This window comes from Solibacillus sp. FSL W7-1324 (genome assembly GCF_038008025.1).
Taxonomy (GTDB): domain Bacteria; phylum Bacillota; class Bacilli; order Bacillales_A; family Planococcaceae; genus Solibacillus.
Genome location: NZ_JBBOYH010000001.1, coordinates 2,382,290 through 2,406,628, shown reverse-complemented (window position 1 = coordinate 2,406,628; position 24,339 = coordinate 2,382,290). Strand labels below are relative to the sequence as shown.

The following is a 24,339-nucleotide window of genomic DNA, read 5'->3' as shown; positions in this document are numbered from 1 at the left end:
AATAGAAAGGTCGGAGTAACGTGAGAAAAATTATTGTAGGATCTCGAAAAAGTAAATTAGCATTAACACAAACAAACTGGTTTATTAATGAATTGAAAGAAGCTGGCGTACCATTTGATTTTGAAATTAAGGAAATTGTAACAAAAGGCGACCGTATTTTAGATGTACAGCTTTCTAAAGTTGGCGGTAAAGGTCTATTCGTTAAAGAAATCGAACAAGCTCTTTATGATAAAGAAATCGATTTTGCGGTGCATTCGATGAAAGATATGCCTGCTGTATTGCCTGAAGGACTGATCATCGGCTGTATTCCACCTCGCGAAGATGCACGAGATGCCTTCATTTCAAATGGTCATGTGAAATTTGCCGATCTGCCAAAAGGTGCAATCGTCGGAACGAGTTCATTACGCCGCAGTGCACAATTATTACAGGCACGTCCAGATCTTGAAATTAAGTGGATTCGTGGAAATGTCGATACTCGCCTGAAGAAACTGGAAACAGAAGATTTCGATGCCATTATTCTAGCTGCAGCGGGGCTAAAACGACTTGGCTGGAGCGATGATGTCGTAACGGAATATTTAGATGCAGATATTTGCCTTCCAGCTGTTGCGCAAGGTTCCTTAGGAATTGAATGCCGTGCGGATGATGCGGAGCTGCTTGAACAACTGGCAAAATTAACGGATGAAACAACATGGACTACTGCACATGCAGAGCGTTCATTTTTAGCTGCAATGGATGGCGGCTGCCAAGTGCCGATTGCCGGCTATGCTACAGTTGATGGTGAAACGATAACTTTAACAGGTTTAGTGGCAGCACCGGATGCTTCTGTATTTTATAAGGAAACATTAACAGGGACTGATGCGGATGCAGTGGGTAAAGCAGTTGCCGCAAAATTAACTGAGCAAGGTGCCTTTGACTTAATTCAAAAAGTAAAGGCTGAGTTAGATGCCGAGTAATGCGCTCTTAGGAAAAACATTGATTATTACAGGATCGAAGGTTGTAAGGTCAGTAGAGCAATTGATTGAGCAACATGACGGGAAAGTTTATAATTATCCATTAATCGAGACAGTAGAAAAGGTTTCGAAGGAAGATGAATTCTATTTTCGTCAATTACCTGCATACCAGTGGCTCATTTTTACAAGCCAAAATGCGGTGAAAAACTTTATCGATAAATGTATCCGGCATGAACAGTCGATTCCTGTAACAATGAAAATTGCGGCTGTCGGTGAAAAGACTGCTGCTTTATTACAGGAGCACGGCTATGAAATTCATTTTATGCCGACTGTTTACAGCGCGGATGTATTTGTGAAGGAATTTTCGATGAAGCCAGGGGAACGGGCATTGTTTGTCCGTGGGTCGTTGGCAAAAAAGACGATTCATGAAGGTACCGGTGCAGATGAATGGACCGTTTATGAAACACGTCCTTGCAGAAAATATTTTTCGCAGTTAACAGAGTGCCTGCTGACAGAAAAACATCCGATTGTAATATTCGCCAGTCCATCTGCAGTAGATATTTATGCTGAGCATATTGTGCCGCATGTAGATTGGCAAAGTGTGAAATTTGCATCGATTGGTCATGTAACAACAGCAGCCCTTGAGAAATACGGGGTTGAGCCAATAGTGCAACCGAAAATCTATACGATGCAAGCTGTAATTGAACAGCTCATCCTGGAGGAACAGACAAAATGACAGAACTTTATTTCCAACGTCACCGTCGCTTACGTCAAAATGCAGCGATGCGTGCACTCGTAAAAGAAACGTACCTACAAAAAGAAGATCTTATTTATCCGTTGTTTATTATTGAAGGGGAAAATGTAAAAAACCCTGTAAGTTCAATGCCTGGCGTGTTCCAATTATCTTTGGATAACTTGGCTGCGGAAGTGGATGAAATTGTAGACTTAGGCATTCGTGCGGTATTGCTTTTTGGTATTCCTAAAGAAAAGGATGCAGTCGGTACTGGTGCTTTCCATGATCACGGTATCGTACAGGAAGCGACACGTTTAATTAAAGAACGTCATCCAGAGCTTCTTGTCGTAGCAGATACGTGCTTATGTGAATTTACGGACCACGGTCATTGTGGTGTCATTGAAGGCGATCAAGTATTAAACGATCCTTCACTTGATGTGTTGGCTCGTACAGCCATTTCTCAAGCGAAAGCCGGTGCTGATATCATTGCACCATCGAACATGATGGACGGGTTTGTAACAGCGATCCGTGCAGGATTGGATTCAGCAGGTTTTCAGCATATTCCGATTATGTCCTATGCGGTGAAATACGCTTCTAGCTATTACGGTCCATTCCGTGAAGCGGCAGAAGGAGCACCACAGTTTGGTGACCGTAAAACGTACCAAATGGATCCTTCTAATCGAATGGAAGCGATTCGTGAAGCAACTTCGGATGTTGAAGAAGGTGCAGATTTCCTAATCGTGAAACCTGCATTGGCATATATGGATATTATCCGTGATGTAAAGAACAGCTTCCCATTACCTGTTGTGGCGTACAATGTATCAGGCGAATATTCAATGGTAAAAGCAGCTGCACAAAATGGCTGGATCGATGAAAAAGCGGTAGTAATGGAAACATTACTAGGTATGAAGCGTGCAGGTTCCGATTTAATCATTACTTATCATGCAAAAGACGTCTGTCGTTGGTTGGAGGAAAAATAATATGCGTAGTTATGAAAAGTCAAAAGCAGCATTTACAGAAGCGGTTGATTTAATGCCGGGTGGAGTAAACTCTCCTGTACGTGCATTCAAATCAGTAAACCTTGATCCGATTTTTATGGATTCGGGCAAAGGTGCAGTCATTAAAGATATCGATGGCAATGAATATATTGACTATGTCCTGTCATGGGGTCCTTTAATTTTAGGACATGCACACCCGGAAGTTGTTTCGGCTATTCAGGAACAGGCAGCTAAAGGCGCATCATTTGGTGCACCTACTGTTTCGGAAAACAAATTGGCGAAGCTTGTCATGGACCGTTTGCCTTCAGTGGAGATGATTCGTTTTGTATCATCAGGCACAGAAGCAACAATGTCTGCACTTCGTTTAGCGCGCGGGTTTACAGGACGCGATAAAATTTTAAAATTCGAAGGTTCATATCACGGTCATGGGGATTCACTGCTTATTAAAGCAGGTTCAGGTGTAGCGACACTTGGTTTACCTGACTCACCGGGTGTTCCGGCTGATATAGCGAAAAATACTTTAACAGTTGCCTACAATGATTTGGAATCTGCAAAATTAGTATTCGAAAAATTCGGTGCCGATTTAGCCGCAGTTATTTTAGAACCGGTTGCCGGGAATATGGGTGTTGTTCCGCCACAGCCAGGTTTCCTTGAAGGTCTGCGTAAACTGACTGAAGAAAATGGAACGGTTTTAATTTTCGATGAAGTTATGACAGGCTTCCGTGTAGACTATGGCTGTGCCCAGGAATATTACGGGATTAAACCGGACCTTACTTGTTTAGGTAAAGTAATCGGCGGAGGTTTACCGGTTGGTGCATTCGGCGGTAAGCGTGAAATTATGGAGAAAATCGCGCCTGCAGGTCCGATTTATCAAGCAGGTACATTATCAGGTAATCCGCTTGCCATGACAGCCGGCTATGAAACATTAAGCCGCCTGAACAAAGAATCATATGAATACTTCCGCAAACTGGGAGACCAGTTGGAAGAAGGTTTCCGCGCGGCAGCGACAAAATACAATATTCCGCATACAGTGAACCGTGCAGGCTCAATGATCGGTTTCTTCTTCACAAACGAAGATGTTACCGATTTTGACTCGGCGAAAAGTTCGGATTTAGAGCTGTTTGCAGAGTACTTCAAACTAATGGCCGAAGAAGGCATTTTCCTGCCGCCATCACAATTTGAAGGACTGTTTATTTCGACGGCGCATACGGAAGAACATATCGCAAAAACAGTTCAGGCATTCCATAATGTCTTTGAAAAATTAGCGAGATAATCTCATAAATAAATCATAAATTCCCTTTCTATGCATAATGTAAGCGTAGGGAGGGGATTTTTTATGCAACAGTGGGAAATGAAAGAAACATTTACATTTCCAAAGCAATTAGGAAATGTTCAAGAGAATTCTAAAATAGTAGTAGAACCAAAATGGCATGAAGAGATTAGCGAAGATTCCGTTGTAGTAAGAGGCATTTATGTTGTAAAAGGAAATATTCAATTTGATCACGTAGCACGCGAGGAAGATGTTGAGGAAGGCATCTATATCGAACATATGGATATTGAAAAAGACCAAGGTTATTTCGAATACGCCCTGCCTTTTTCAGTAGATTTTCCGAATGAAGATATTGAAGCTGTTTCACTTCGCATAAATGATATTAAAGTGGAACCGAATAATGGCTACTGCTCATGTAGCTGGGCTGTCCATTGTGATGTGGAAAAGAAAGTACAAGCAATTCCTGAAGTAAAAGAACCAGCACCAGTAAAAGAAACCGTTGTGGAACAGCCAATCGTTGCCGAACAGCCTGCAGAAGAAGTACAACCCCGACTTCAAGCGGAAAAAGAAGTAGAGTCTACGCAGATGGCCCAAACCGTCCCGCATGAGCTTGATTTCCTGGAACAGTTGGCCGATGCATATAGCCGTGTGCAAATACAATTGAAAAAATAAATAAATGTTCCGTAAGATTGACCCTTACGGAACATTTTTTTGATTTAAAATTTTAAATAAAATCTGTGAGCAATAAGTAAGTGAATAAAATTAGAATGGCCAGCAATAATATATCACCCGTTGTCGGAAGGAAGACCGTTCGGATCGCCTGAAAGATCGTAATCGGCAAAATACAATGGCGCATAAAGAAACGGAATTTCCGCAGCCATGGAGGCAATAAATATGGATTGTAGTTTTTTCGCAATGTCCAGACTCCTTTTGCATAGTATATGTGAAGAGCGCAAATAACGTGTTAAAGTATATTCTCCATTCGTGCTTGATATTTCATAAAAAACAGCTTAAAATAAAGTGCAACTATATAATTGAAGCGAAGATTAGGAAGAGTACGTATGAGTTTGATGGCAAGAGAGGAAACGGCAGCTGAAAAGTTTCTCCATCAACCATGCAGAAGGTAGCCTAGGAGCTGACTTAGTGAACTAATAGTAGCTAGGATCCGGTTGAACACCGTTATCGAATGAAGTGCCGATTGGGCATTGCAAGGCCGCAGAGTACTGCATGCACGTTTCTTTTAAAACAAAAATCTAAAGGAAGTGTTGTCAGGTAGAATAATGCGTGCGCTTGACTAAACCCGACCGGAAATAAAGGTGGTACCGCGAATTAACTCCCTCGTCCTTTTTTAAGACGAAGGGAGTTTTTTGATGTCCAATAATAAGTTGACAAAGGAGAGATTCATCATGTCGGAAATTACAATGCCAACAAAATATGATCCGCAACAAACTGAAGCCGGCCGCTATGAGTGGTGGTTAAAAGGCAAGTTTTTCGAAGCGGATCCAACAAGCGAAAAGGAACCATATTCTATCGTTATCCCACCGCCAAACGTAACAGGTAAGCTGCACCTTGGCCACGCTTGGGATACAACATTGCAAGATATTTTAATTCGTATGAAACGCATGCAAGGGTATGATGCGCTATGGTTACCAGGTATGGACCATGCGGGTATTGCTACACAGGCGAAAGTTGAAGAGAAATTACGCGGTGAAGGGATTTCCCGCTATGATCTTGGCCGTGAAAAGTTCCTTGAAAAAACATGGGAATGGAAAGAAGAATATGCTTCACACATCCGTGCACAATGGTCGAAGTTAGGTTTAGGTTTAGACTATTCTAAAGAGCGTTTCACACTTGATGAAGGTTTATCGGATGCGGTAAAAGAAGTATTTGTTAAATTATACGAAAAAGGCTATATTTACCGCGGTGAGCGTATTATTAACTGGGATCCGGCTGCCAAAACAGCCCTTTCAGACATCGAAGTAATCCATAAAGAAGTAGAAGGTGCATTCTACCATATGGAATACCCGCTTGCTGATGGTTCAGGTAAATTACGCGTTGCCACAACTCGTCCGGAGACAATGCTTGGTGACTCTGGTGTAGCTGTACACCCTGAAGATGAGCGCTATGCACACTTAGTAGGAAAAACAGTTATTTTACCTATCGTAGGCCGTGAAATTCCTATCGTTGCAGATAACTACGTAGATATGGAATTCGGTACAGGTGTTGTAAAAATGACACCGGCACATGACCCGAACGACTTTGAAGTTGGGAACCGTCATGACCTGGAACGTATTTTAGTTATGAACGAAGATGGTACAATGAATGACCTAGCCGGTAAATATGCTGGTATGGACCGTTTCGAATGCCGTAAGCAAATCGTTGCTGATCTACAAGAAGCAGGCGTATTAATCGAGATTGAGCCACATGTACACCAAGTAGGCCACTCTGAGCGTACGAATGCTGTTGTAGAACCGTACCTTTCTAAACAATGGTTCGTAAAAATGGGCCCACTTGCGGAAGAAGCACTAAAAATGCAGGCGGATGAAAACGAAAAAGTTAACTTCGTACCAAACCGTTTTGAAAACACATATAACCGCTGGATGGAAAATATCCATGACTGGTGTATTTCCCGTCAATTATGGTGGGGACATCAAATTCCGGCTTGGTACAACAAAGAAACAGGCGAGCTTTATGTAGGTAAAGAAGCCCCTGAAGATGCTGAGAATTGGACACAGGATGAAGATGTTCTTGATACATGGTTCTCATCTGCTTTATGGCCGTTTTCTACAATGGATTGGCCAAATGAAGAATCTGAAATGTTCAAGCGCTATTACCCGACAAATACATTAGTAACAGGCTATGACATCATCTTCTTCTGGGTAAGCCGTATGATCTTCCAAGGGAAAGAATTTACAGGCGAGCGTCCATTTAAAGACGTTTTAATCCATGGTTTAGTTCGTGATGCTGAAGGACGCAAAATGTCCAAATCACTTGGTAACGGGGTTGACCCGATGGATGTAATCGACCAATACGGTGCGGATTCACTGCGTTACTTCCTTGCAACAGGTTCATCACCAGGTCAGGATTTACGTTACTCTACAGAAAAAGTAGAATCGACTTGGAATTTCGTAAACAAAATCTGGAATGCATCTCGTTTTGCATTGATGAACATGGAAGGCCTGACATATGAGCAAATCGACTTAACAGGTAATCTTTCAACAGCCGATAAATGGATTCTGTCACGCTTGAACGAAACAATTGACCGAGTGACTACATTATCTGATAAATACGAGTTCGGTGAAGTAGGCCGTGAACTTTATAACTTCATTTGGGATGACTTCTGTTCATGGTATATCGAAATGGCGAAATTGCCATTATACGGTGAAGACGAAGCAGCTAAATTAACGACTCGCTCAGTACTTGCTCACGTTTTAGATAACACGATGCGTTTACTGCACCCATTCATGCCTTTCGTAACAGAAGAAATTTGGCAGCACTTACCGCATGAAGGAGAGTCAATTACAGTTGCTGCATGGCCGACTGTAAATCCGGCGTTCAACTTCACTGCAGAAGCAGGAGATATGCAGCTGTTAATGGATATTATCCGTGCAGTACGTAATATTCGTGCAGAAGTGAATACACCAATGAGCAAAAAAGTACCGATGACAATTTCAGCGAAAGATGAACAAACATCGGCAGTACTTGAAGCAAACAAAGGCTATATTGAAAAATTCTGTAACCCGGATGGCTTAACAATCGGGGCAAAACTTGAAGCACCAGCACAGGCGATGTCTGCAGTTGTTTCAGGCGCAGAAATCTTCATGCCACTTGCAGGCTTAATCAATATCGAAGAAGAAATCGCACGTCTTGAAAAAGAGCTCGACAAATGGGCGAAGGAAGTAAAATTAGTTTCCGGAAAATTATCGAATGAACGATTCGTATCAAAAGCGCCGGAAGCATTAGTAGCGACAGAACGCGAAAAACTTGCGGACTATGAAGCTAAATACGCAACAGTTGAAAAACGCATTGCAGAACTGAAAAATATGTAATGCCAAAGAGAGGTACCGTATAACGGTGCCTCTTTCTTTTAATTCAGCTATAATAATACTTATTACATATACATATTAGCCGTATTAGGGAGAGAACATAATGTTTCAAACGATGGAGCAATGCACAGATTTTATATTTAAATTAAAAGCAAGCCAATATAAAGGTGAGCCATTACAGTCAGCGAAGATCATCCTCGATGCGCTTGGCAATCCGGAACAAAAAACTAAATTTATCCATTTTGCCGGCTCCAATGGCAAAGGTTCAACATTAAATGCAACAAGGGAGATTTTTATGGAGCATGGCTTAACGGTGGGTGCCTTTATCTCTCCGCATCTTGAGCGTGCCAATGAACGGGTGACAATCAATAAACAGCAAATTTCAGATGAAGATTTTTTACGTATTGCAAATGAACTTGCGGAAGTTATTGAAAATAAATTGGGCGGGAAATTCCCGAGCTTTTTTGAGTTCGTGACATTGCTTGCCCTAAAATACTTTTCGGAGCAGCCGTTGGATATCGCATTGCTGGAAACCGGAATTGGTGGGCGTTTGGACTCGACAAATGTTGTGACGCCTGAAGTAAGTGTCATTACAACAATATCGCTTGAGCATACGGATATGCTCGGGGAGACATATGCCGAAATCGCCGCAGAAAAAGCCGGGATTATTAAACTAGGTACGCCGGTCGTTGTCGGAGTGAAAAATGCCGAAGCGCTCGCGGTCATTCGGCAAACGGCAGCACAGCTTCATGCTCCAATCTATACATTGGGAGAACACTTTCATGTGGAAAATCAAAAAGGTACCTATTTTGATTACTGTGGAAATGTCCTAATCGAGGAAATTGAACTTGCGATGGCAGGGGAACATCAAATGGCGAATGCCGCGCTTGCCATTACGGCAGCAAAATTATACCTCGCGTCATTTAATGCGCAAAAAGTAAGGTTGGCCTTGCAGCATGCGAAGTGGGAAGGCCGTTTTGAAAGAGTGCGCCCCAATATAATTTTGGATGGAGCTCATAATTCGGAAGGGACGACAGCGCTCATAGATACATTAAAGGAAACGGCACCACAGCATAAAGTGAAGTTTGTGTACGCAGCATTACAGGATAAGGACCATGGTGTCAGTATAAATTTAATGGATGATGTCGCATCGGAAATGCACTTCACACAAATTAGCTTGCCGCGTGCGGCGACAGCAAAGCAGCTATATGAGCAAAGCGCACATCCAAATAAGTTTATGCATTCGGACTGGCAGGAGCTAATTGAAAAAGAGATGAATCATTTGGCTGAAGATGAGCTACTCGTTATTACCGGGTCTTTATATTTTATCGCTGAAGTGCGCAGTTATTTTGCAGAGAGAGGTTGGATTTCATGATTCCGTTACTGGATGTATACAAAGAGCGTTGGCAAGTGGAAAGTGAACGAGCGATCAAGCCGGGTTTGGATGCTATTGAATCCGCACTTCGTCTGCTTGGACAACCTGAAAAACAGCTGAATGTAGTTCATTTAGCAGGAACGAACGGTAAAGGTTCAACATTGGCTTTTATTGAAGGGATGGCACGAGAGTACGGGTTATCAGTCGGGAAGTTTATGTCGCCTTGTATTGTAGATGTTCATGATCAAATCCAGATTAATGGCCGTTCCATCACAAATGAGCAGATGGACAGGATGTTTCAGCAGATGGCAAAAGCCGGACTTAGCGGAAGACTGACGGACTTTGAGCTATTAACGGCTGTTGCGCTTTTATACTTTGCCGAGCAAAAGCCGGACTTAGTGTTAATCGAAGCAGGTATGGGCGGCAGGGAAGACAGCACAAATGTGGTGACACCGATTGTCTCGGTTGTCCCGAGCATCGCTTTGGAACATACGAATTTTTTAGGCAATACATTAACGAGTATCGCGTATCACAAAGCCGGAATATTGAAAGAGAACCGTCCAGCGGTCATAGGACAGATGACAAATGAGGTTACCGAAGTTTTCGAAAAGGAAGCCGCTCAGAAAAATGTGCCGTTATTCAAGTTCGGTACCGACTTTTTCATTTCAAAAAATGGAGGAGAAGAAGCATATAAATATCCGCTACTGCAACTAAACATTACGGACTTGCACCGTCAGTTATTAGGACAACACCAAGGACATAATATGGCTTTGGCCATTACAGCATTTTTGGAAGTGTTAAAGAATTTTGAATTGCCGATAGATGATCAAAAGATCCGTACAGGTGTGAACAATGCTAAACTTGCCGGGCGTTTTGAACAAATTCGACCGAACTTATATTTTGACGGAGCACATAATCCTGCTAGTATCCAGTCATTGATCGATACGGTAAAAGAACATTTTCCGAACAAGCGAATCGAGTTTGTCATCGGTTTACTTGCGGACAAGGATGTTAAAACAATATTACGGCTATTGGAAGAAGTCGGGGATGCTTTTTATTTCGCCAATATTCATAATGAACGGGCAATGCAGGCAATGACTCTTTACGATCATAGTCAGGCGATGGAAAAACATATCGTGGATGACGTAAATGAATTTTTACAGGGCCCAGTACTAGGTGAAACCGTACGGATTGTTACCGGTTCATTATACTTACTGAGTGAAATTCGACGAAATATGCAATGAATAATTAATGACCAAACTTGGTAAAAGCTTGTATATTGCGATATATGGCTATTTGAAAGACCTTAAGCGGGCTGCAAATAAAGAAGAATAATAGCGAAAACTTTTTAGAAGGAGGCGACAGCAGTCTCCTCTTTTTTTATCGTTATTTTGCTATGGTTGTATGAAAAAGAGATGGAGCTGTGGCAACGATGAAAGCTTTAAGGAATAATGCCATTTTTCAAGCAATGTTCATTGGAAGTATTACAGGGCTTGCTGGCGTCATACTATTTGTTTTTATACTGCAACTACCTTCAACAACCGAAGAAGCTGCAGAAACAATCCCGACAACTGTTCAAACACCTGAGGAGCAGCAAGTACAGCAAGAGTATTTTGCATTGCAGCATGGTGTTTTTTCAAATTTTGATAGTGCAGCACAATTTTTGGGGACTTATCCTACATTGAATAAAGCCGCCGTCGTTAAGGTGGGCGAACAATATTTTGTCTGGTCACGACTAGATACTGAAAAAGTGGAAACGGCATTAACGATAGTGCCGACAGGTTTTTATAAAAAAATTACGATTGCGAGCAGCTGTCCGAATCCTGCAGAACTGCAGCTGCCGGTTACATTGAAAGATTCAAAACTGTTCTCGACAGAAGAGACAGAATCAGTTGACAAACAACAGGTGCCGGAAGACTGGCCAGGAGTAATGACCGAAGTTTCAAAGCTTTCCACGAATCCGAATGTTGTTCGTCTCCATATGTTTATAAATTATTTTGAGAGTCTTGATTGCTTGAAAGTGTCATTTTAATCGGTGGAAACTTCAAGAAATCGTGTTTTCTCATATATAGAAGTGGAGTTGGCTGTTGTTCAAATTTCCTTTTCTCAGTTACTATAGAGTGTAGGAGGATTGGAAATGAATTTTACTACTAATGAACAACTTATATTAGCTTCTGCATCACCACGGAGAAAGGAATTGCTCCAAATGCTGAACGTCCCGTTTGAAATTGTGACAAGTGATGTTGTCGAAACAAGTGTCACTGGCGATACGGTTCATGAATATGTGACAGAAGTGGCATTATTGAAAGCGCGTGATGTGGCTAAAAAATGTCCTGGCCATTGTATTATCGGAGCGGATACAATTGTTGTATTTAATGACCAAATACTGCACAAGCCAGTTTCGGAAGAAGAAGCTATAGAGCATTTAACGAAACTTGCAGGAAAACGGCATGAAGTGATGACTGCTGTAGCTCTGATTTTACCGGATGGAACTGAGCATACATTTGTTGAAGTCACATCGGTGCTGTTTAAAGCTATTTCCCCGCAGATGATCAAGGCCTATGTTCAGACAGGAGATCCTTTTGATAAAGCAGGCGGATACGGAATTCAGACGAGTGGCGCCATGCTCGTTGACCGTATTGAAGGCGACTACAATAATGTCGTCGGTTTACCGATTGCTACATTAGTGCAAAAAATGCTTACATTACAACTACTAAAACTACCATTTTAGGAGTGATGTAAATGACGGTCCAACAACCGTTATTAAATATGAAAATCCATGACGTGCATGAAGCGGACCGCCCGCGAGAACGCCTCATCCGCCAAGGCGCAAAAAGTCTGTCGAACCAGGAGCTTATTGCTATATTGCTCGGTACCGGAACAAAAAGAGAGTCTGTATTGACAGTAGCCAATCGGGTATTGATCAACTTCGAGAAATTGCATAATTTAAAGCATGCAACACTTGAAGAAATAACCGAGATTAAAGGGATTGGGGAAGCGAAGGCAGTTTTGCTGCTTGCTGCGATCGAACTGGGAAGAAGACTCGCATCCAAAGATTTGGAAGAGCGGTTTACAATTCGCTCGCCGGAAGATGCAGCTACCTTCTTAATGCAGGATATGACGTCATTACAGCAGGAACATTTTGTCTGTCTTTTTCTTAACGTAAAAAATCAGGTGCTCCATAAGCAAACCATTTTTGTTGGGAGCTTAAATGCAAGCATCGTCCATCCACGGGAAATTTTTCGCGAAGCTGTAAAACGTTCCGCTGCTTCTATCATTTGTTCCCACAACCATCCAAGCGGCATCCCGACCCCAAGCCCGGAAGATATCGATGTCACGACAAGACTTTATGAAGCCGGTAAAATAGTCGGAGTCGATTTGCTCGACCACGTCATCATTGGCGATCATCAGTTTATAAGCATGAAGGAAAAAGGATATTTCTAGGTAACTGGACAAACGTAGAAATTTTATAGAGAAAGTTCAATAACTCTTATAAAAGAAACGAATACTTTATAAAATTGATTGGAATGGAGGGCGACTCCAGCGGGAAAAGCACGACGCCTGAGACTACAGGCTCAGGCCGTGCCCGCGGAAAGCGTCCCGAAATGGAAATCATTAATACGGACAGTGAAAAAACACCATTTTTTCTTAAAAAGAAAAAATGGTGTTTTGAATTATGTCTCATGATTGTAGTTATTTTATAATTAGGAATTATTACATTGCGATAACAATTATTACGGATTTAAAAATTCATCGACAATTTTCGCAATCGCAACTTTTATCTGTTATATTCGTCATAAGTATGTGGCGATTTTGTTAAATCTTACATATTAATTTTATTTGTCTCGTAACGCAAATAGAAATACAATAGTAAAGTAGTGTTGCAGAAAAAAACATTCGACAAAAGTCGCGATTCGGTGCTAGTAACACTATAATTTTTTGATGGAATTCGTTATAATAGAGCGTATGATTTTGCTAGCATCATAAATTAGAAATCGTTTTAATAAGAAAGGGAGTACTTAATTTGTTTGGATTAGGGAATAAAGATGTCGGGATCGATCTTGGCACAGCTAATACATTAGTATTTGTAAAAGGTAAAGGAATTGTATTACGTGAACCTTCAGTAGTCGCGAAAAATACAAAAACAGGCGATATTGTAGCAGTCGGAAATGACGCAAAAAATATGATCGGTCGTACACCGGGTTCTATCGTGGCTATCCGCCCGATGAAAGATGGCGTTATTGCTGATTTTGAAATTACAACAGCAATGATCCAATATTATTTAAAAGAAGCAATGAAAGCATCAGGGTCTAACTGGAAGAAACCGAATGTCATGATTTGTGTGCCATATGGTATTACTTCAGTTGAGCAACGTGCTGTTATTGATGCAAGCCGTCAAGCAGGCGCAAAAGAAGCATTTACAATTGAAGAACCATTTGCTGCGGCAATCGGTGCAAACTTACCTGTATGGGAGCCAACAGGTTCGATGGTAGTTGATATCGGTGGCGGTACAACAGAAGTTGCTGTTATTTCGCTTGGCGGTATTGTAACAAGTGAATCAGTACGTGTTGGTGGTGATGCAATGGATCAGTCAATCATTGCCTACATCCGTAAAACATATAACTTAACTATTGGTGAACGTACGGCGGAAAGCATCAAGGTTGAAATCGGTACGGCACGTGCTGAAGGACCTGCTGAAACGATGGAAATTCGCGGACGTGACCTATTAACAGGTTTACCAAAAACAATTGAAATTACATCAGATGAAATTTCAAAATCATTACATGAAGCAATCGTAGTAATTTTAGATGGCGTTAAGAAAACATTGGAACAAACACCACCTGAATTATCTGCAGACGTAATGGAGCGCGGCATTGTTTTAACAGGCGGTGGTGCATTATTACGCAACTTAGATAAAGTAATCAGCGATGAAACAAAAATGCCTGTATTTATTGCTGAAGATCCGTTGGATTGTGTTGCAATCGGTACGGGTAAAGCATTAGACAACATCGCTTTAATTCGCGCGCAACAATTGAAGTAAGGAGGACTGGCAGTGCCACATTTTTCTAATAAAAAGTTAATTGTCCTATTAGTAAGCGTGATTTTTCTAGTGGCATTGATTGGTTTCTCTTTACGTGATCGTCATAACGCAACATTACCCGAGAAAATTATTAAAGATACAGTTGGCTTTGCACAATCGCTTGTCGCAAAGCCGGCTAATTACATAACAGGTATTTTTAGCAATATTGATTCGCTGTTAAATACGTATGAAGAGAACCAGCGCTTAAAAATGCGTCTAGAAGACTTTGCCGTCCTAAAGGCGGAGGTAAGCACATTAAAGGCAGAAAATTCTTCATTGCGTGAACTCGCATCAATCGAGGAAAGTTTGCGTGATTTCGACCCAATTCAGGCGACGGTCATCGCGAGAAACCCTGATCAGTGGGAAGAAAAAATTATTTTAAATAAAGGGACAGCACATGGTGTTGAAAAAAACATGGCTGTTATGACTTCTCGAGGGCTAGTTGGTAAAATTGTCATCGCAACACCTTATACTTCTGAAGTGGAGTTGCTTTATACGAATAATGAAAACTATCGTGTATCAGCAGTAGTCCATGATGAAAAGAATAGGGAAATTCATGGTTTAGTAGAAGGGTATGACGTTGAGCGTAACGAATTATTATTAAAGCGTATCGATTCCAAAGTTGATCTGAAAGAAGGCGGAAAAGTCTTGTCTTCCGGACTCGGTGGAATCTTCCCGAAAGGTATCCTGATCGGTGAGATTACTGAAGTAACAACGGATGATTTCGGTTTAACGAAAATGGCCTATGTCAAACCAGCAGCAGATTTTTCAATGATCGAACATGTTATAATTGCTAAGCGCAAAACAATTTCGGTAGATGGGTCTGACGGGGGCAATACAAATGAAGATCTAGTAAATGGACCAGCCGATGAAAATGAGGGGGATAAGTAATGCTCGCTCGATTTTTAATTGGCTTCGTTGCTGTCTTGCTGTTTTTGCTGGAATCTGAATTCGCCGTCTTCTCTCCATTGCAGTTCGGCGAAGGAATCTATTATTTGATTCCGCGTTTTTTAATTTTATATTTAATTTTTCTATCCATTTATTACAGCCGAAAAAAAGCGATGATTTATGGTCTTATTTTTGGACTTTGTTTTGATGTGTTTTATATTAATATTATTGGTCTATATACAGTTTTATATCCTGCAATCTGCTATATTGCGGCATGGTGTGTAAAACGTGTTCATCCACATTTAGTATTTTCTACGATTTTGGCATTATTGCTAATGATTGTTTTCGAATTTGTTGTATATGAATTTTTCTATATGCTTCAATTTACAACGATGGCGCTTCAGCCGTTTCTAGTAAATCGATTAGTTCCGACAACAATTGGTAATCTATTATTTTTGATAATGCTTGCATGGGCGTTTAAATATTGTCTTAGCGCTCGTGTATTTCAACGGGCACAATAGCATTTTAAAAAAACGAAAAGAAACAAAACGGACCGATAATCCGTTTGTTTTCTTTTCGTTATTATGTAGCGCGAGGTGACTTGAAAAAGCTATGAAAAAACAACTTATCCATATTAAAGGAACAAAAGATGGGTTAGTACTACGTTTGGATGACCAATGTTCTTTTGCTGAGTTGGTAGAAGAACTTGGAAAAAAAGTTACAGACGGCCATCTTGATGGTAAAATAGATGTACAACTGCACTTAGGAAAACGTTACTGTACACAAGAGCAAAAAGACCAGCTCACTGAAATTGTGGAAGGACAGCAAAAACTATGTGTAAAAAAGATCCAAAGTGATGTCATTACATTGGAAGAAAGCCATAAACTCCTAGAGACAAGTCGCTTAGAAACATTTGTAGGCATAGTGCGTTCCGGACAAACAATTCGTGTAACGGGTGATATACTTGTGTTAGGAGATGTGAATCCTAACGGACGTATTGAGGCAGGGGGTAATGTACATATTGCGGGTAAGTTAAAGGGCATTGTGCATGCAGGAATGGGTGGCAATGAACAAGCAATTGTATCCGCGTCACATTTTGAACCGACACATATATTAATTGGGAATTATGTGGAAGTAATGACGAACGAGTCGCAATATATATTAGATAATACCGATCAAATTTTTGCCTATCTTGGAGAAAACAATGTAATAGCATATGACAGAATCCAGGAAATAAGAAATGTACGACCGAATTTATCAACATTCAAAGGAGGAAGCTAAATGAGTGATGAAGAATTATTATTCTCTAAGAATACTGATGATACTGGAGCTCAAAAAGCTACCTTATATAAGGAAGGGGCCGCTAATGTGGGAGAAGCAATCGTTATAACTTCAGGAAAAGGTGGAGTAGGGAAAACTACTACGACTGCAAACCTAGGAACGGCATTGGCACTTCAAGGTAAGAAAGTTTGTCTAGTCGATACGGATATCGGACTGCGTAATTTAGACGTTATATTAGGCTTGGAAAATCGGATCATTTATGATTTAGTGGACGTAATTGAAGGGCGTTGTAAAATGCATCAGGCATTAGTAAAAGACAAGCGTGTAGATGAACGTCTATACTTGATGCCTGCTGCCCAAAATACAGACAAAAACGCCATCAACCCTGAACAGATGAAAGCTTTGATTGATGAGTTGAAGCGTGAGTTTGACTATATTTTAATTGATTGTCCTGCTGGTATTGAGCAAGGCTACCGCAATGCGGTTGCTGGTGCGGATCGTGCCATCGTTGTGACGACACCTGAAATTTCTGCAGTAAGAGATGCGGATCGAATTATCGGATTGCTTGAGCAGGAGCCGATTGAACCGCCAAAGCTTATTATTAACCGAATCCGTAAAAGTTTGATGAACACCGGAGATGCAATGGATATTACAGAAGTAACGACTCATTTATCGATTGATTTATTGGGAATCATCGTCGATAGTGAAGATGTTATCAGTTCATCCAACAAAGGTGAACCAATTGTCATGAATCCGAACAACAAAGCATCATTGGGATACCGTAATATCGCACGCCGTATATTAGGGGATTCTGTGCCGCTAATGTCCTTGGAAGATGATCAGCCAAAAGGCGTTTTCGCGAAACTGAAAGCATTATTTAAATAAGAAGTCAGCTGTATGGGATAGATTCAATTATTCTTTACAGCTTTTTTTTGTTAAAGAAATTAAAGGTTTGGCATTGTGGATCACTTTGAAACAGGGTTACTTCCCGTCTAGGCTAAAGCGCCAGCTCCTCGGTCATTTCGGTCCCTCATGCAAAAGTGGTGAAGCGTTTACTTTTGCGTCGGGCCCTCCAAGTCTTGCGGCTCACACGATGTGAGTCATTGGGGGCATGCCACATGGATGTGGCGTTTTGCCCACTCGGAGCTGAAAGGGCTTTAGCGCTTTTGTTTCTATGTACAGGCTTTCTTGAATTGTATTGTCATTCCTGACATATAATAGTGCAAAAAGATTGGATGGTGAGCTTGAAAAAATGGCAGTGGCTCATCGCGAGTATTGTCTTTGTTGTTATTTATAGCTGTAATTATTATGGGGATCTCGCTACAAAACGTGTCATCCATTCCATTGTCTACAGTTCGGATGATTTAGTCATGATGCGAAAAGCGGTTGTGAATATGTTATCTAAAGAAGACCAGCAGCTCCCTGTTAGTGCAGATGTATCGATTAATCAGTTACAGCTTTTTGAGACGATTGATCGTTTTAATGACGGATATTTACTCGTGTATGATGAACCGTTTGTATTAAATGCATTGTATGATGGGATGATTGTATTTACGGGCCATACAAAGTATAACGGGAAAACGGTCTCGGTTGTTTATGATACAGGCGATACGGTTACATTCGGATTTGTGGACGATTTCTACGTATTACCGTACACGACCGTAACAAAAGGAACGATAGTCGCAACGAAAAAAAGCGGGGAACTCTACATTCAGATCGAACGTGACGGGCAAGTGTTGAATATGGAAGAAACGATTCGCTGGCTAAAGGAACAGCCGATTTAGATGAAAGTTACGATTCATCCATTGTTTTTGTTACTGCTCTTATCAATTGTTTTATATGGAGATATCGCTTTATACAGCGTTATTATTGTTTCGCTTTTATTTCATGAGTTAGGTCATTTTATTGCTGCAAAACTCGTCGGAGCGAAAATAACGCAATGTAAAATTGTTCCGTACGGCGGGGAAATGACGATTAAGGATGAACTGCAGTTATCCTATAATCAGCTGATCATCATTGCTATTGGAGGACCTGTTGCAACATGTCTCGGAATCTTCATCAGTTTATTTCTGCCTGATATGCTGAGTGCTAAATTAATAGAAGTGCAGCTCTTTATTCTTGCTATTAATCTTGTTCCGATTTGGCCACTCGATGGTGGGAGAATAATATGTTACAGCATTTTGAAACGGCAGCCGTTTTCTAAAATTTTCGAATTTTATTTAACGGCTTCTTTTTATTTACTTACGGGAACAATTATCGTACTATTATATTTATTGCCGCAATCATTATCTTTAGTAATTATTAGCCTCTTTTTATGGAGCAAAGTTATTGGAGATTGGAAATATCGGAAATACCGCGCTGCTTTTGAGAAAATAGTAATGAAGCGGTTGACTTGATAATTTCGATGTGGTAGTATTTTAATGTTATTGTTTGTAGCACCCGTGCTACTGCAACCGCGCTGAACAGGTTTAAGTACCTTTATAGGTCACCTGCAATTCCGGGCGAGTCTGAGTCTAAGAGGAGGTGCATTTTAATGTACGCAATTATCGAAACTGGTGGAAAACAAATCAAAGTTGAAGCAGGTCAAGAAATCTATGTTGAAAAACTAGGTGTGGCTGCTGACGAAATCGTAACTTTTGACAAAGTTTTATTCGTAGGTGGAGAAACAGTTAAAGTTGGAGCTCCAACTGTTGCTGGCGCTACTGTAACAGCGAAAGTTGTTAAAGAAGGTAAGCAAAAGAAAATTACTGTTTTCAAACTTAAAGCGAAAAAGAACTACCGTCGTAAGCAAGGTCACCGTCAACCATACACTAAATTAGTAGTTGAAGCAATCAACGCTTAATAAGTAGGTGATGGACATGATTACAGTAACTATTTATAGTGATGATAATCGTAAATCGTATGGATTTGAAATTTCAGGACATGCTTTATCGGATGTCTATGGTCGAGATTTAGTTTGTGCAGGTGCTTCTGCTGTTGCCTTCGGTGCAGTAAACGCGATCCCGCAAATTACAGGAGTTACTCCTGAAATCGAACAAGGTGCTGAAGGCGGTTACTTAAAAGTGACTATTCCGCAAGCTGAACTGAATGATGAAACAGACGCTAAATTACAAGTTATTCTGAACACAATGGTGACACAGTTCTATACAATGACTGCGAGCTATTCAGAATATATCGAATTGAAATATAAAATGATCTAGGAGGTGGAACAGAATGTTATTATTAACTTTAGATCTTCAATTCTTCGCATCTAAAAAAGGTGTAGGTTCTACTAAAAACGGACGTGACTCTGAGTCTAAACGCCTTGGTGCTAAACGCGCTGATGGTCAATTCGTTACTGGTGGTTCAATTCTTTACCGTCAACGCGGTACAAAAATTTACCCAGGTACAAACGTAGGCCGCGGTGGTGACGATACATTATTCGCAAAAGTTGACGGCGTTGTTAAATTTGAACGCTATGGTCGCGACAAGAAAAAAGTATCTGTATACCCTACAGCTCAAGAAGCATAATTCTTGCAATGAAAGGACTGCATTTATTGCAGTCCTTTTTTTAAGTTTTTGCACAAATTTTTGATGATTAACGATGCCTTCAAGCAATGCAAATGGATGATTGAACTTTTCTTAAGTATTGAATATGTCATGAGTATGGAGTATGGAAGGAAAACTGATAAAAAACTTGTTATACTAATAATACTGTAATACGGAGTGTGTGAAATGACCGTTTCGAAATTAACTGTAAGTGAAGCATTGCGCTTTGCAAATCACGATTATTTGAATCAGCTTCATTTAATCCAGATGAACCTGGATTTAGGACGAGTGGATGAAGCGAAAAAGGTGATTTTTGACCAGTCTGAACATTGTAAAATGCTTTCGAACATCAATCGTCTCCAAATAAAGGAAACAGTCGAATGGCTTCAGACCCTTTGCTGGCGTTATCCGGCTTTACAACTAAGCATGACGAGTGATGTAAATGCACCAATACAAAGCAAGTACGATGAAGCGATTGTTCAATACTTGGAAAACACAATTATTCATGTTTACGACAAGCTTGATCCATATGAAGAGCATCAATTACTGTTAAACATCGAAACATATGAAGATAAATGGAATATTTCATTTCATTTAAAGGGAAAATGGGAACAGTCGCCATTTTCAATAGAACAGAATATTTTTAATGTGGAAACATATGAACAAACGGATACAAGTTGGAAATATGTTCTTCACATATGAGGAGTGAAAGAAATGTTTGTCGATCACGTTAAGATTTATGTTAAAGGTGGAGACGGCGGGGATGGAATGGTTGCATTCCGCCGTGAAAAGTATGTACCGAATGGTGGTCCGGCAGGTGGAGATGGAGCACGTGGCGGTAACGTAGTATTTGAAGTTGAAGAAGGTTTACGTACGTTAATGGATTTCCGTTACAAACGTCACTTCAAAGCTGAACGTGGAGAGCACGGAATGAGTAAAGGGATGCACGGTCGTCGTGCAGAAGATTTAATCGTTAAGGTGCCACCAGGTACAGTTGTAATGAATGCAGAAACAAAAACAGTCATTGCCGATTTAGTTGAACATGGCCAACAAGCGATTATTGCTAAAGCGGGCCGTGGCGGACGCGGTAACTGCCGTTTTGCAACACCTTCTAACCCTGCACCGGAATTAGCCGAAAAAGGTGAACCAGGTCAGGAACTGGAAGTAATTTTAGAATTGAAAGTATTAGCGGATGTTGGATTGGTTGGTTTCCCTTCAGTAGGTAAATCAACATTACTATCGGTAGTTTCTTCTGCAAAACCTAAAATCGGTGCTTACCACTTTACAACAATCGTACCGAACTTAGGTATGGTGGAAACAGATGATGGCCGTTCATTCGCAATGGCGGATTTACCTGGTCTAATCGAAGGCGCACACCAAGGTGTCGGATTAGGGATGCAGTTCCTGCGTCACATCGAGCGTACACGTGTCATCGTACACGTAATTGATATGTCCGGTATGGAAGGCCGCGAACCTTATGATGATTATGTAACAATCAACAATGAGCTTGAACAATATAATTTACGATTACTTGAGCGTCCTCAAATTATCGTAGCAAATAAAATGGATATGCCGAATGCGGAAGAGAACTTGGAAGAGTTCAAAAAGAAAGTAGGCGAAGATGTAAAAATCTTCCCGATTTCAGCCGTTTCCCGTCAAGGTTTAAAGCCATTGCTATTTGAAATTGCGGATCTTTTAGAAGTAACACCTGAGTTCTTATTACATGATGTATTTGAAGAAGAATCAGATGCGGTAGTAATGTACAAGCATGAAGGCCAAGGTGGCGACTTCGAAATTACACGTGATGATGATGGTGCATACGTACTTTCAGGATACACAATCGAACGCCTATTCAAAATGACGGACTTCAGCCGTGAAGACGGTATTCGACGCTTTGCTCGCCAGTTACGTGCGATGGGTGTCGATGAAGAGTTACGTAAACGCGGTGCTCAAAACGGCGATACTGTTCGTTTAATGGAATTCGAATTTGACTTTGTCGACTAATTAAGTGGGGGATGACGATGAAAAACGTAGCAAATCAGCGATATTATTTAGTGCGTGAAGATGTCCTGACAGATGCGATGCAAAAAACATTGGAAGCAAAACAATTATTGCAAAAAGGATCTGTTTCATCCATTTGGGATGCGGTAAAAGAAGTGGATTTATCTCGCAGCGCATTTTATAAATATCGTGATGCAGTTTTTCCTTTCCATTCGATTGTGCAAGAGCGTATTTTAACGGTTTTCATTCAATTACAAGACCGAAAAGGTACACTTGCCAAATTACTCGAAACTGTATCTGATGCCCATTGCAATGTACTGACGATTCACCAGACGATTCCGATTCAGGGACGTGCCAATGTGACGCTTTCTTTAGATGTGACAAGCATGTCTTATGAGCTGGATGAACTTATTCGAAGCTTGAATCAGCTTGAATTTATCGAATCTGCTGAAGTAATCAGTTCAGGCGCATTTTAACTTACTTAAAGTGAGATGTCCTATGTAATGGCAATGGCATCAGAAAATAAATAAAATTTGCTGTCCAATAAGTTTCAGGGCATATTGGACAGCTTTCTTTTTAGGATTAATTTCCAGAAAATTTAGAACTTATAATAGAGGTGCTTTTTTATGTCAGAAAAAAATTGGGAAAAAAGAATTGCTTATCTAGGTCCGGAAGCATCATTTACATATTTAGCGACAAAAGGTCTGTTTCCGAATGATTGGCATATTCCGTACAAGTCCATTCCGGAATGTATCGAAGCTGTATCGGAGGGGAAAGTCGAGCTGGCCGTTGTACCAGTTGAAAATGCGCTGGAAGGATCTGTTCCGCTGACAATTGACTATTTGTTCCATGAATCCGAGCTTTTTGTTACAGCCGAAGTCATGTCAAAAATCCAGCAGCATTTATTAGTTAATAAAAAATTTGCGGAAAATAGCGAGGCAATCGAAGAGATTTATTCACATCCACATGCTTTGGCACAGTGTCATAAATATTTATATTATAATCATGGAGGAGTAAGACAAACATCGTATTCTTCAACTGCCGCCGCAGCAGAACTTGTTTCCCAAACGGAAGACCGCTGTATCGCCGCTGTTGCGAACCTTTCTGCCGCTGAGAAATATAATTTACATATACTCGAAAAAAATATTCATGATTTCCATTTTAATCATACGCGTTTCTTCGTTTTATCGAAGCAAAATATAAAGCATGGCTTAGTCCCGCTTCACGCACAGCCAAAAACGACATTCATGCTGACATTGCCGACAGATGTATCAGGGGCGCTTCATCAAGTACTTTCGGTATTTGCATGGCGTAAACTGAACTTGAGCAAGATTGAATCGCGTCCACTTAAAACCGGACTCGGGAATTATTTCTTCATAACTGATATACTAGCAGATGAAGAGGAACCGATGATGAAAGGCGCTGTGGAAGAACTGATAGCGCTCGGATGTAAGGTGAAGTCACTCGGAACCTATTATACATACGTCACACCAGAATGAGGTGAAAAGCATGAAGCGAATCTTATTATTTGATGGAGAGTGCAATTTCTGTGATGCGAGCGTCCAGTTTATTATTAAACGTGACCCGAAAGCATTATTTCAGTTTGCCTCGCTTCAAAGTGATGTTGGAGCAGCTTTGTTGAAAAAGTATGATGTGCCGGAAACAACGGACAGCATTGTGTTTATAGAAAATGACCGGCATTATACGGAATCGACGGCCGCACTTAAGATTACACGAAATTTATCAGGTTTGTGGAAGTTGTTTTATGTATTTATCGTTGTACCGAAGCCGGTTCGCGATATTGTGTATCGCTGGATTGCCAAAAACCGCTACAAATGGTTCGGGAAAAAGCAGGAATGCATGTTACCGTCACCAGAACAGCGTAAACGTTTTTTATAAGATGTACAGGTGCACTTTGCTTTCATGCAGAGTGCGCTTTTTATTTGTTCGGAAGTTGTCGGGGGAGATTTTATTAGAACAATCTTGCCGGTTATTAGAACAATGGTGGCGTTTATTCGAACATGTGAAGAGGATATTAGAACTTTGGGGAAATTTGAATACGTACTCCGGATTTTTTGTCCGTATAGGGGCGAAAAAAAATAGGCGTACCGTTTATATTAGAAGATTGGTGCAACATATTAGAACATCTCATGCGGATATTTGAACATCCGGCAATGATATTAGAAAAT

General features: G+C 40.8%; 27 protein-coding genes and 2 other annotated features. Of the genes, 26 read left to right on the top strand and 1 reads right to left on the bottom strand.

Going from position 1 to position 24,339, the window contains the following annotated elements:
• The first annotated feature begins 20 nt into the window (after positions 1-20).
• The 5 genes from hemC (at position 21) to MKY71_RS11935 (ending at position 4,623) form a co-directional block, all read left to right on the top strand.
• Positions 21-953 carry a hydroxymethylbilane synthase gene (gene hemC, locus MKY71_RS11955; RefSeq protein ID WP_340732752.1) on the top strand — a complete coding sequence of 311 codons (933 nt, stop codon included), beginning with the start codon at positions 21-23 and terminating at the stop codon, positions 951-953.
• Positions 943-1,686 (top strand): uroporphyrinogen-III synthase, encoded by a 744-nt coding sequence (locus MKY71_RS11950; RefSeq protein ID WP_340732751.1) that lies wholly within the window; start codon positions 943-945, stop codon positions 1,684-1,686. The genes hemC and MKY71_RS11950 overlap by 11 nt, the downstream gene beginning before the upstream one ends.
• Positions 1,683-2,663, top strand: coding sequence for a porphobilinogen synthase (gene hemB, locus MKY71_RS11945; protein ID WP_339195152.1), 981 nt, complete (start codon positions 1,683-1,685; stop codon positions 2,661-2,663). The genes MKY71_RS11950 and hemB overlap by 4 nt, the downstream gene beginning before the upstream one ends.
• A gap of 1 nt (position 2,664) precedes the next feature.
• A complete protein-coding gene (hemL, locus tag MKY71_RS11940; RefSeq protein ID WP_340732749.1) occupies positions 2,665-3,954 on the top strand; it encodes a glutamate-1-semialdehyde 2,1-aminomutase in 1,290 nt (429 codons plus the stop codon).
• A gap of 63 nt (positions 3,955-4,017) precedes the next feature.
• Positions 4,018-4,623: an alanine racemase gene (locus MKY71_RS11935; protein WP_340732748.1), complete on the top strand. Its 606-nt coding sequence runs from the start codon at positions 4,018-4,020 to the stop codon at positions 4,621-4,623.
• A 52-nt stretch (positions 4,624-4,675) separates the two neighbouring features.
• On the opposite strand, the gene MKY71_RS11930 is transcribed toward MKY71_RS11935, so the two are convergent.
• A complete protein-coding gene (locus MKY71_RS11930; protein ID WP_339172208.1) occupies positions 4,676-4,867 on the bottom strand; it encodes a hypothetical protein in 192 nt (63 codons plus the stop codon).
• A 117-nt stretch (positions 4,868-4,984) separates the two neighbouring features.
• Positions 4,985-5,300 (top strand) — a binding site (T-box leader).
• A 57-nt stretch (positions 5,301-5,357) separates the two neighbouring features.
• Here MKY71_RS11930 and MKY71_RS11925 point away from each other — a divergent pair.
• The 21 genes from MKY71_RS11925 to MKY71_RS11825 all read left to right on the top strand — a co-directional run bounded on the left by MKY71_RS11925 (position 5,358) and on the right by MKY71_RS11825 (position 24,049).
• Entirely contained in the window at positions 5,358-8,000 is a 2,643-nt protein-coding gene (locus MKY71_RS11925; RefSeq protein WP_340732746.1) for a valine--tRNA ligase, read from the top strand.
• Positions 8,001-8,100: 100 nt separating this feature from the next.
• Positions 8,101-9,372, top strand: a complete 1,272-nt coding sequence (locus tag MKY71_RS11920; RefSeq protein WP_340732744.1) for a bifunctional folylpolyglutamate synthase/dihydrofolate synthase — start codon at positions 8,101-8,103, stop codon at positions 9,370-9,372.
• The gene (locus tag MKY71_RS11915; protein ID WP_340732743.1) at positions 9,369-10,616 is read left to right on the top strand and encodes a bifunctional folylpolyglutamate synthase/dihydrofolate synthase; all 1,248 of its coding nucleotides are present in this window, start codon (positions 9,369-9,371) and stop codon (positions 10,614-10,616) included. The genes MKY71_RS11920 and MKY71_RS11915 overlap by 4 nt, the downstream gene beginning before the upstream one ends.
• 188 nt (positions 10,617-10,804) lie before the next feature.
• The gene (locus tag MKY71_RS11910) at positions 10,805-11,404 is read left to right on the top strand and encodes a translation initiation factor 2 (protein ID WP_339176623.1); all 600 of its coding nucleotides are present in this window, start codon (positions 10,805-10,807) and stop codon (positions 11,402-11,404) included.
• Positions 11,405-11,509: 105 nt separating this feature from the next.
• Positions 11,510-12,103, top strand: coding sequence for a Maf family protein (locus tag MKY71_RS11905; protein WP_339172199.1), 594 nt, complete (start codon positions 11,510-11,512; stop codon positions 12,101-12,103).
• Between the two features lie 11 nt (positions 12,104-12,114).
• Entirely contained in the window at positions 12,115-12,816 is a 702-nt protein-coding gene (gene radC, locus MKY71_RS11900; RefSeq protein WP_340732741.1) for a RadC family protein, read from the top strand.
• A gap of 580 nt (positions 12,817-13,396) precedes the next feature.
• On the top strand, positions 13,397-14,413 hold the full coding sequence (locus tag MKY71_RS11895) for a rod shape-determining protein (RefSeq protein WP_079528052.1): 1,017 nt from the start codon (positions 13,397-13,399) through the stop codon (positions 14,411-14,413).
• 12 nt (positions 14,414-14,425) lie between these two features.
• Complete coding sequence (gene mreC, locus MKY71_RS11890; RefSeq protein WP_339172193.1) at positions 14,426-15,343, top strand: rod shape-determining protein MreC; 918 nt, start codon at positions 14,426-14,428, stop codon at positions 15,341-15,343.
• Complete coding sequence (gene mreD / locus MKY71_RS11885) at positions 15,343-15,861, top strand: rod shape-determining protein MreD (RefSeq protein ID WP_339195140.1); 519 nt, start codon at positions 15,343-15,345, stop codon at positions 15,859-15,861. Before mreC ends, mreD begins: the two co-directional genes overlap by 1 nt.
• 91 nt (positions 15,862-15,952) lie before the next feature.
• Positions 15,953-16,621 (top strand): septum site-determining protein MinC, encoded by a 669-nt coding sequence (locus MKY71_RS11880; RefSeq protein WP_339172190.1) that lies wholly within the window; start codon positions 15,953-15,955, stop codon positions 16,619-16,621.
• Between the two features lie 87 nt (positions 16,622-16,708).
• Entirely contained in the window at positions 16,709-17,506 is a 798-nt protein-coding gene (gene minD, locus MKY71_RS11875) for a septum site-determining protein MinD (RefSeq protein WP_339176622.1), read from the top strand.
• A 359-nt stretch (positions 17,507-17,865) separates the two neighbouring features.
• The gene (locus MKY71_RS11870) at positions 17,866-18,405 is read left to right on the top strand and encodes a hypothetical protein (RefSeq protein ID WP_339172187.1); all 540 of its coding nucleotides are present in this window, start codon (positions 17,866-17,868) and stop codon (positions 18,403-18,405) included.
• Positions 18,406-19,017: a site-2 protease family protein gene (locus tag MKY71_RS11865; protein ID WP_339172186.1), complete on the top strand. Its 612-nt coding sequence runs from the start codon at positions 18,406-18,408 to the stop codon at positions 19,015-19,017.
• Positions 19,018-19,062: 45 nt separating this feature from the next.
• Positions 19,063-19,140 (top strand) — a sequence feature (ribosomal protein L21 leader region).
• Between the two features lie 14 nt (positions 19,141-19,154).
• Positions 19,155-19,463: a 50S ribosomal protein L21 gene (gene rplU, locus MKY71_RS11860; RefSeq protein ID WP_008405205.1), complete on the top strand. Its 309-nt coding sequence runs from the start codon at positions 19,155-19,157 to the stop codon at positions 19,461-19,463.
• Between the two features lie 16 nt (positions 19,464-19,479).
• Positions 19,480-19,821, top strand: coding sequence for a ribosomal-processing cysteine protease Prp (locus MKY71_RS11855; RefSeq protein WP_339172183.1), 342 nt, complete (start codon positions 19,480-19,482; stop codon positions 19,819-19,821).
• A 13-nt stretch (positions 19,822-19,834) separates the two neighbouring features.
• Entirely contained in the window at positions 19,835-20,131 is a 297-nt protein-coding gene (gene rpmA, locus MKY71_RS11850; protein WP_008405208.1) for a 50S ribosomal protein L27, read from the top strand.
• Between the two features lie 204 nt (positions 20,132-20,335).
• Entirely contained in the window at positions 20,336-20,851 is a 516-nt protein-coding gene (locus MKY71_RS11845) for a Spo0B domain-containing protein (RefSeq protein ID WP_340732740.1), read from the top strand.
• Positions 20,852-20,863: 12 nt separating this feature from the next.
• Positions 20,864-22,153 carry a GTPase ObgE gene (gene obgE / locus MKY71_RS11840; protein ID WP_340732739.1) on the top strand — a complete coding sequence of 430 codons (1,290 nt, stop codon included), beginning with the start codon at positions 20,864-20,866 and terminating at the stop codon, positions 22,151-22,153.
• A gap of 17 nt (positions 22,154-22,170) precedes the next feature.
• Positions 22,171-22,626 (top strand): ACT domain-containing protein, encoded by a 456-nt coding sequence (locus MKY71_RS11835; protein WP_008405215.1) that lies wholly within the window; start codon positions 22,171-22,173, stop codon positions 22,624-22,626.
• Between the two features lie 150 nt (positions 22,627-22,776).
• Positions 22,777-23,649 carry a prephenate dehydratase gene (pheA, locus tag MKY71_RS11830; protein WP_339195133.1) on the top strand — a complete coding sequence of 291 codons (873 nt, stop codon included), beginning with the start codon at positions 22,777-22,779 and terminating at the stop codon, positions 23,647-23,649.
• A gap of 10 nt (positions 23,650-23,659) precedes the next feature.
• Positions 23,660-24,049: a thiol-disulfide oxidoreductase DCC family protein gene (locus tag MKY71_RS11825; RefSeq protein ID WP_340732737.1), complete on the top strand. Its 390-nt coding sequence runs from the start codon at positions 23,660-23,662 to the stop codon at positions 24,047-24,049.
• Positions 24,050-24,339 lie beyond the last annotated feature (290 nt).

What these genes read in the sequence shown, in the direction of transcription:
- MKY71_RS11855 (WP_339172183.1), top strand. Translation starts at nt 19,480, where the DNA reads ATGATTACAGTAACTATTTATAGTGATGATAATCGTAAATCGTATGGA.
- MKY71_RS11905 (WP_339172199.1), top strand. Translation starts at nt 11,510, where the DNA reads ATGAATTTTACTACTAATGAACAACTTATATTAGCTTCTGCATCACCA.
- hemL (WP_340732749.1), top strand. Translation starts at nt 2,665, where the DNA reads ATGCGTAGTTATGAAAAGTCAAAAGCAGCATTTACAGAAGCGGTTGAT.
- rpmA (WP_008405208.1), top strand. Translation starts at nt 19,835, where the DNA reads ATGTTATTATTAACTTTAGATCTTCAATTCTTCGCATCTAAAAAAGGT.
- rplU (WP_008405205.1), top strand. Translation starts at nt 19,155, where the DNA reads ATGTACGCAATTATCGAAACTGGTGGAAAACAAATCAAAGTTGAAGCA.
- MKY71_RS11920 (WP_340732744.1), top strand. Translation starts at nt 8,101, where the DNA reads ATGTTTCAAACGATGGAGCAATGCACAGATTTTATATTTAAATTAAAA.
- MKY71_RS11845 (WP_340732740.1), top strand. Translation starts at nt 20,336, where the DNA reads ATGACCGTTTCGAAATTAACTGTAAGTGAAGCATTGCGCTTTGCAAAT.
- MKY71_RS11880 (WP_339172190.1), top strand. Translation starts at nt 15,953, where the DNA reads ATGAAAAAACAACTTATCCATATTAAAGGAACAAAAGATGGGTTAGTA.
- hemB (WP_339195152.1), top strand. Translation starts at nt 1,683, where the DNA reads ATGACAGAACTTTATTTCCAACGTCACCGTCGCTTACGTCAAAATGCA.
- pheA (WP_339195133.1), top strand. Translation starts at nt 22,777, where the DNA reads ATGTCAGAAAAAAATTGGGAAAAAAGAATTGCTTATCTAGGTCCGGAA.
- MKY71_RS11950 (WP_340732751.1), top strand. Translation starts at nt 943, where the DNA reads ATGCCGAGTAATGCGCTCTTAGGAAAAACATTGATTATTACAGGATCG.
- MKY71_RS11925 (WP_340732746.1), top strand. Translation starts at nt 5,358, where the DNA reads ATGTCGGAAATTACAATGCCAACAAAATATGATCCGCAACAAACTGAA.
- mreD (WP_339195140.1), top strand. Translation starts at nt 15,343, where the DNA reads ATGCTCGCTCGATTTTTAATTGGCTTCGTTGCTGTCTTGCTGTTTTTG.
- radC (WP_340732741.1), top strand. Translation starts at nt 12,115, where the DNA reads ATGACGGTCCAACAACCGTTATTAAATATGAAAATCCATGACGTGCAT.
- MKY71_RS11935 (WP_340732748.1), top strand. Translation starts at nt 4,018, where the DNA reads ATGCAACAGTGGGAAATGAAAGAAACATTTACATTTCCAAAGCAATTA.
- MKY71_RS11910 (WP_339176623.1), top strand. Translation starts at nt 10,805, where the DNA reads ATGAAAGCTTTAAGGAATAATGCCATTTTTCAAGCAATGTTCATTGGA.
- obgE (WP_340732739.1), top strand. Translation starts at nt 20,864, where the DNA reads ATGTTTGTCGATCACGTTAAGATTTATGTTAAAGGTGGAGACGGCGGG.
- MKY71_RS11825 (WP_340732737.1), top strand. Translation starts at nt 23,660, where the DNA reads ATGAAGCGAATCTTATTATTTGATGGAGAGTGCAATTTCTGTGATGCG.
- MKY71_RS11865 (WP_339172186.1), top strand. Translation starts at nt 18,406, where the DNA reads ATGAAAGTTACGATTCATCCATTGTTTTTGTTACTGCTCTTATCAATT.
- MKY71_RS11835 (WP_008405215.1), top strand. Translation starts at nt 22,171, where the DNA reads ATGAAAAACGTAGCAAATCAGCGATATTATTTAGTGCGTGAAGATGTC.
- MKY71_RS11915 (WP_340732743.1), top strand. Translation starts at nt 9,369, where the DNA reads ATGATTCCGTTACTGGATGTATACAAAGAGCGTTGGCAAGTGGAAAGT.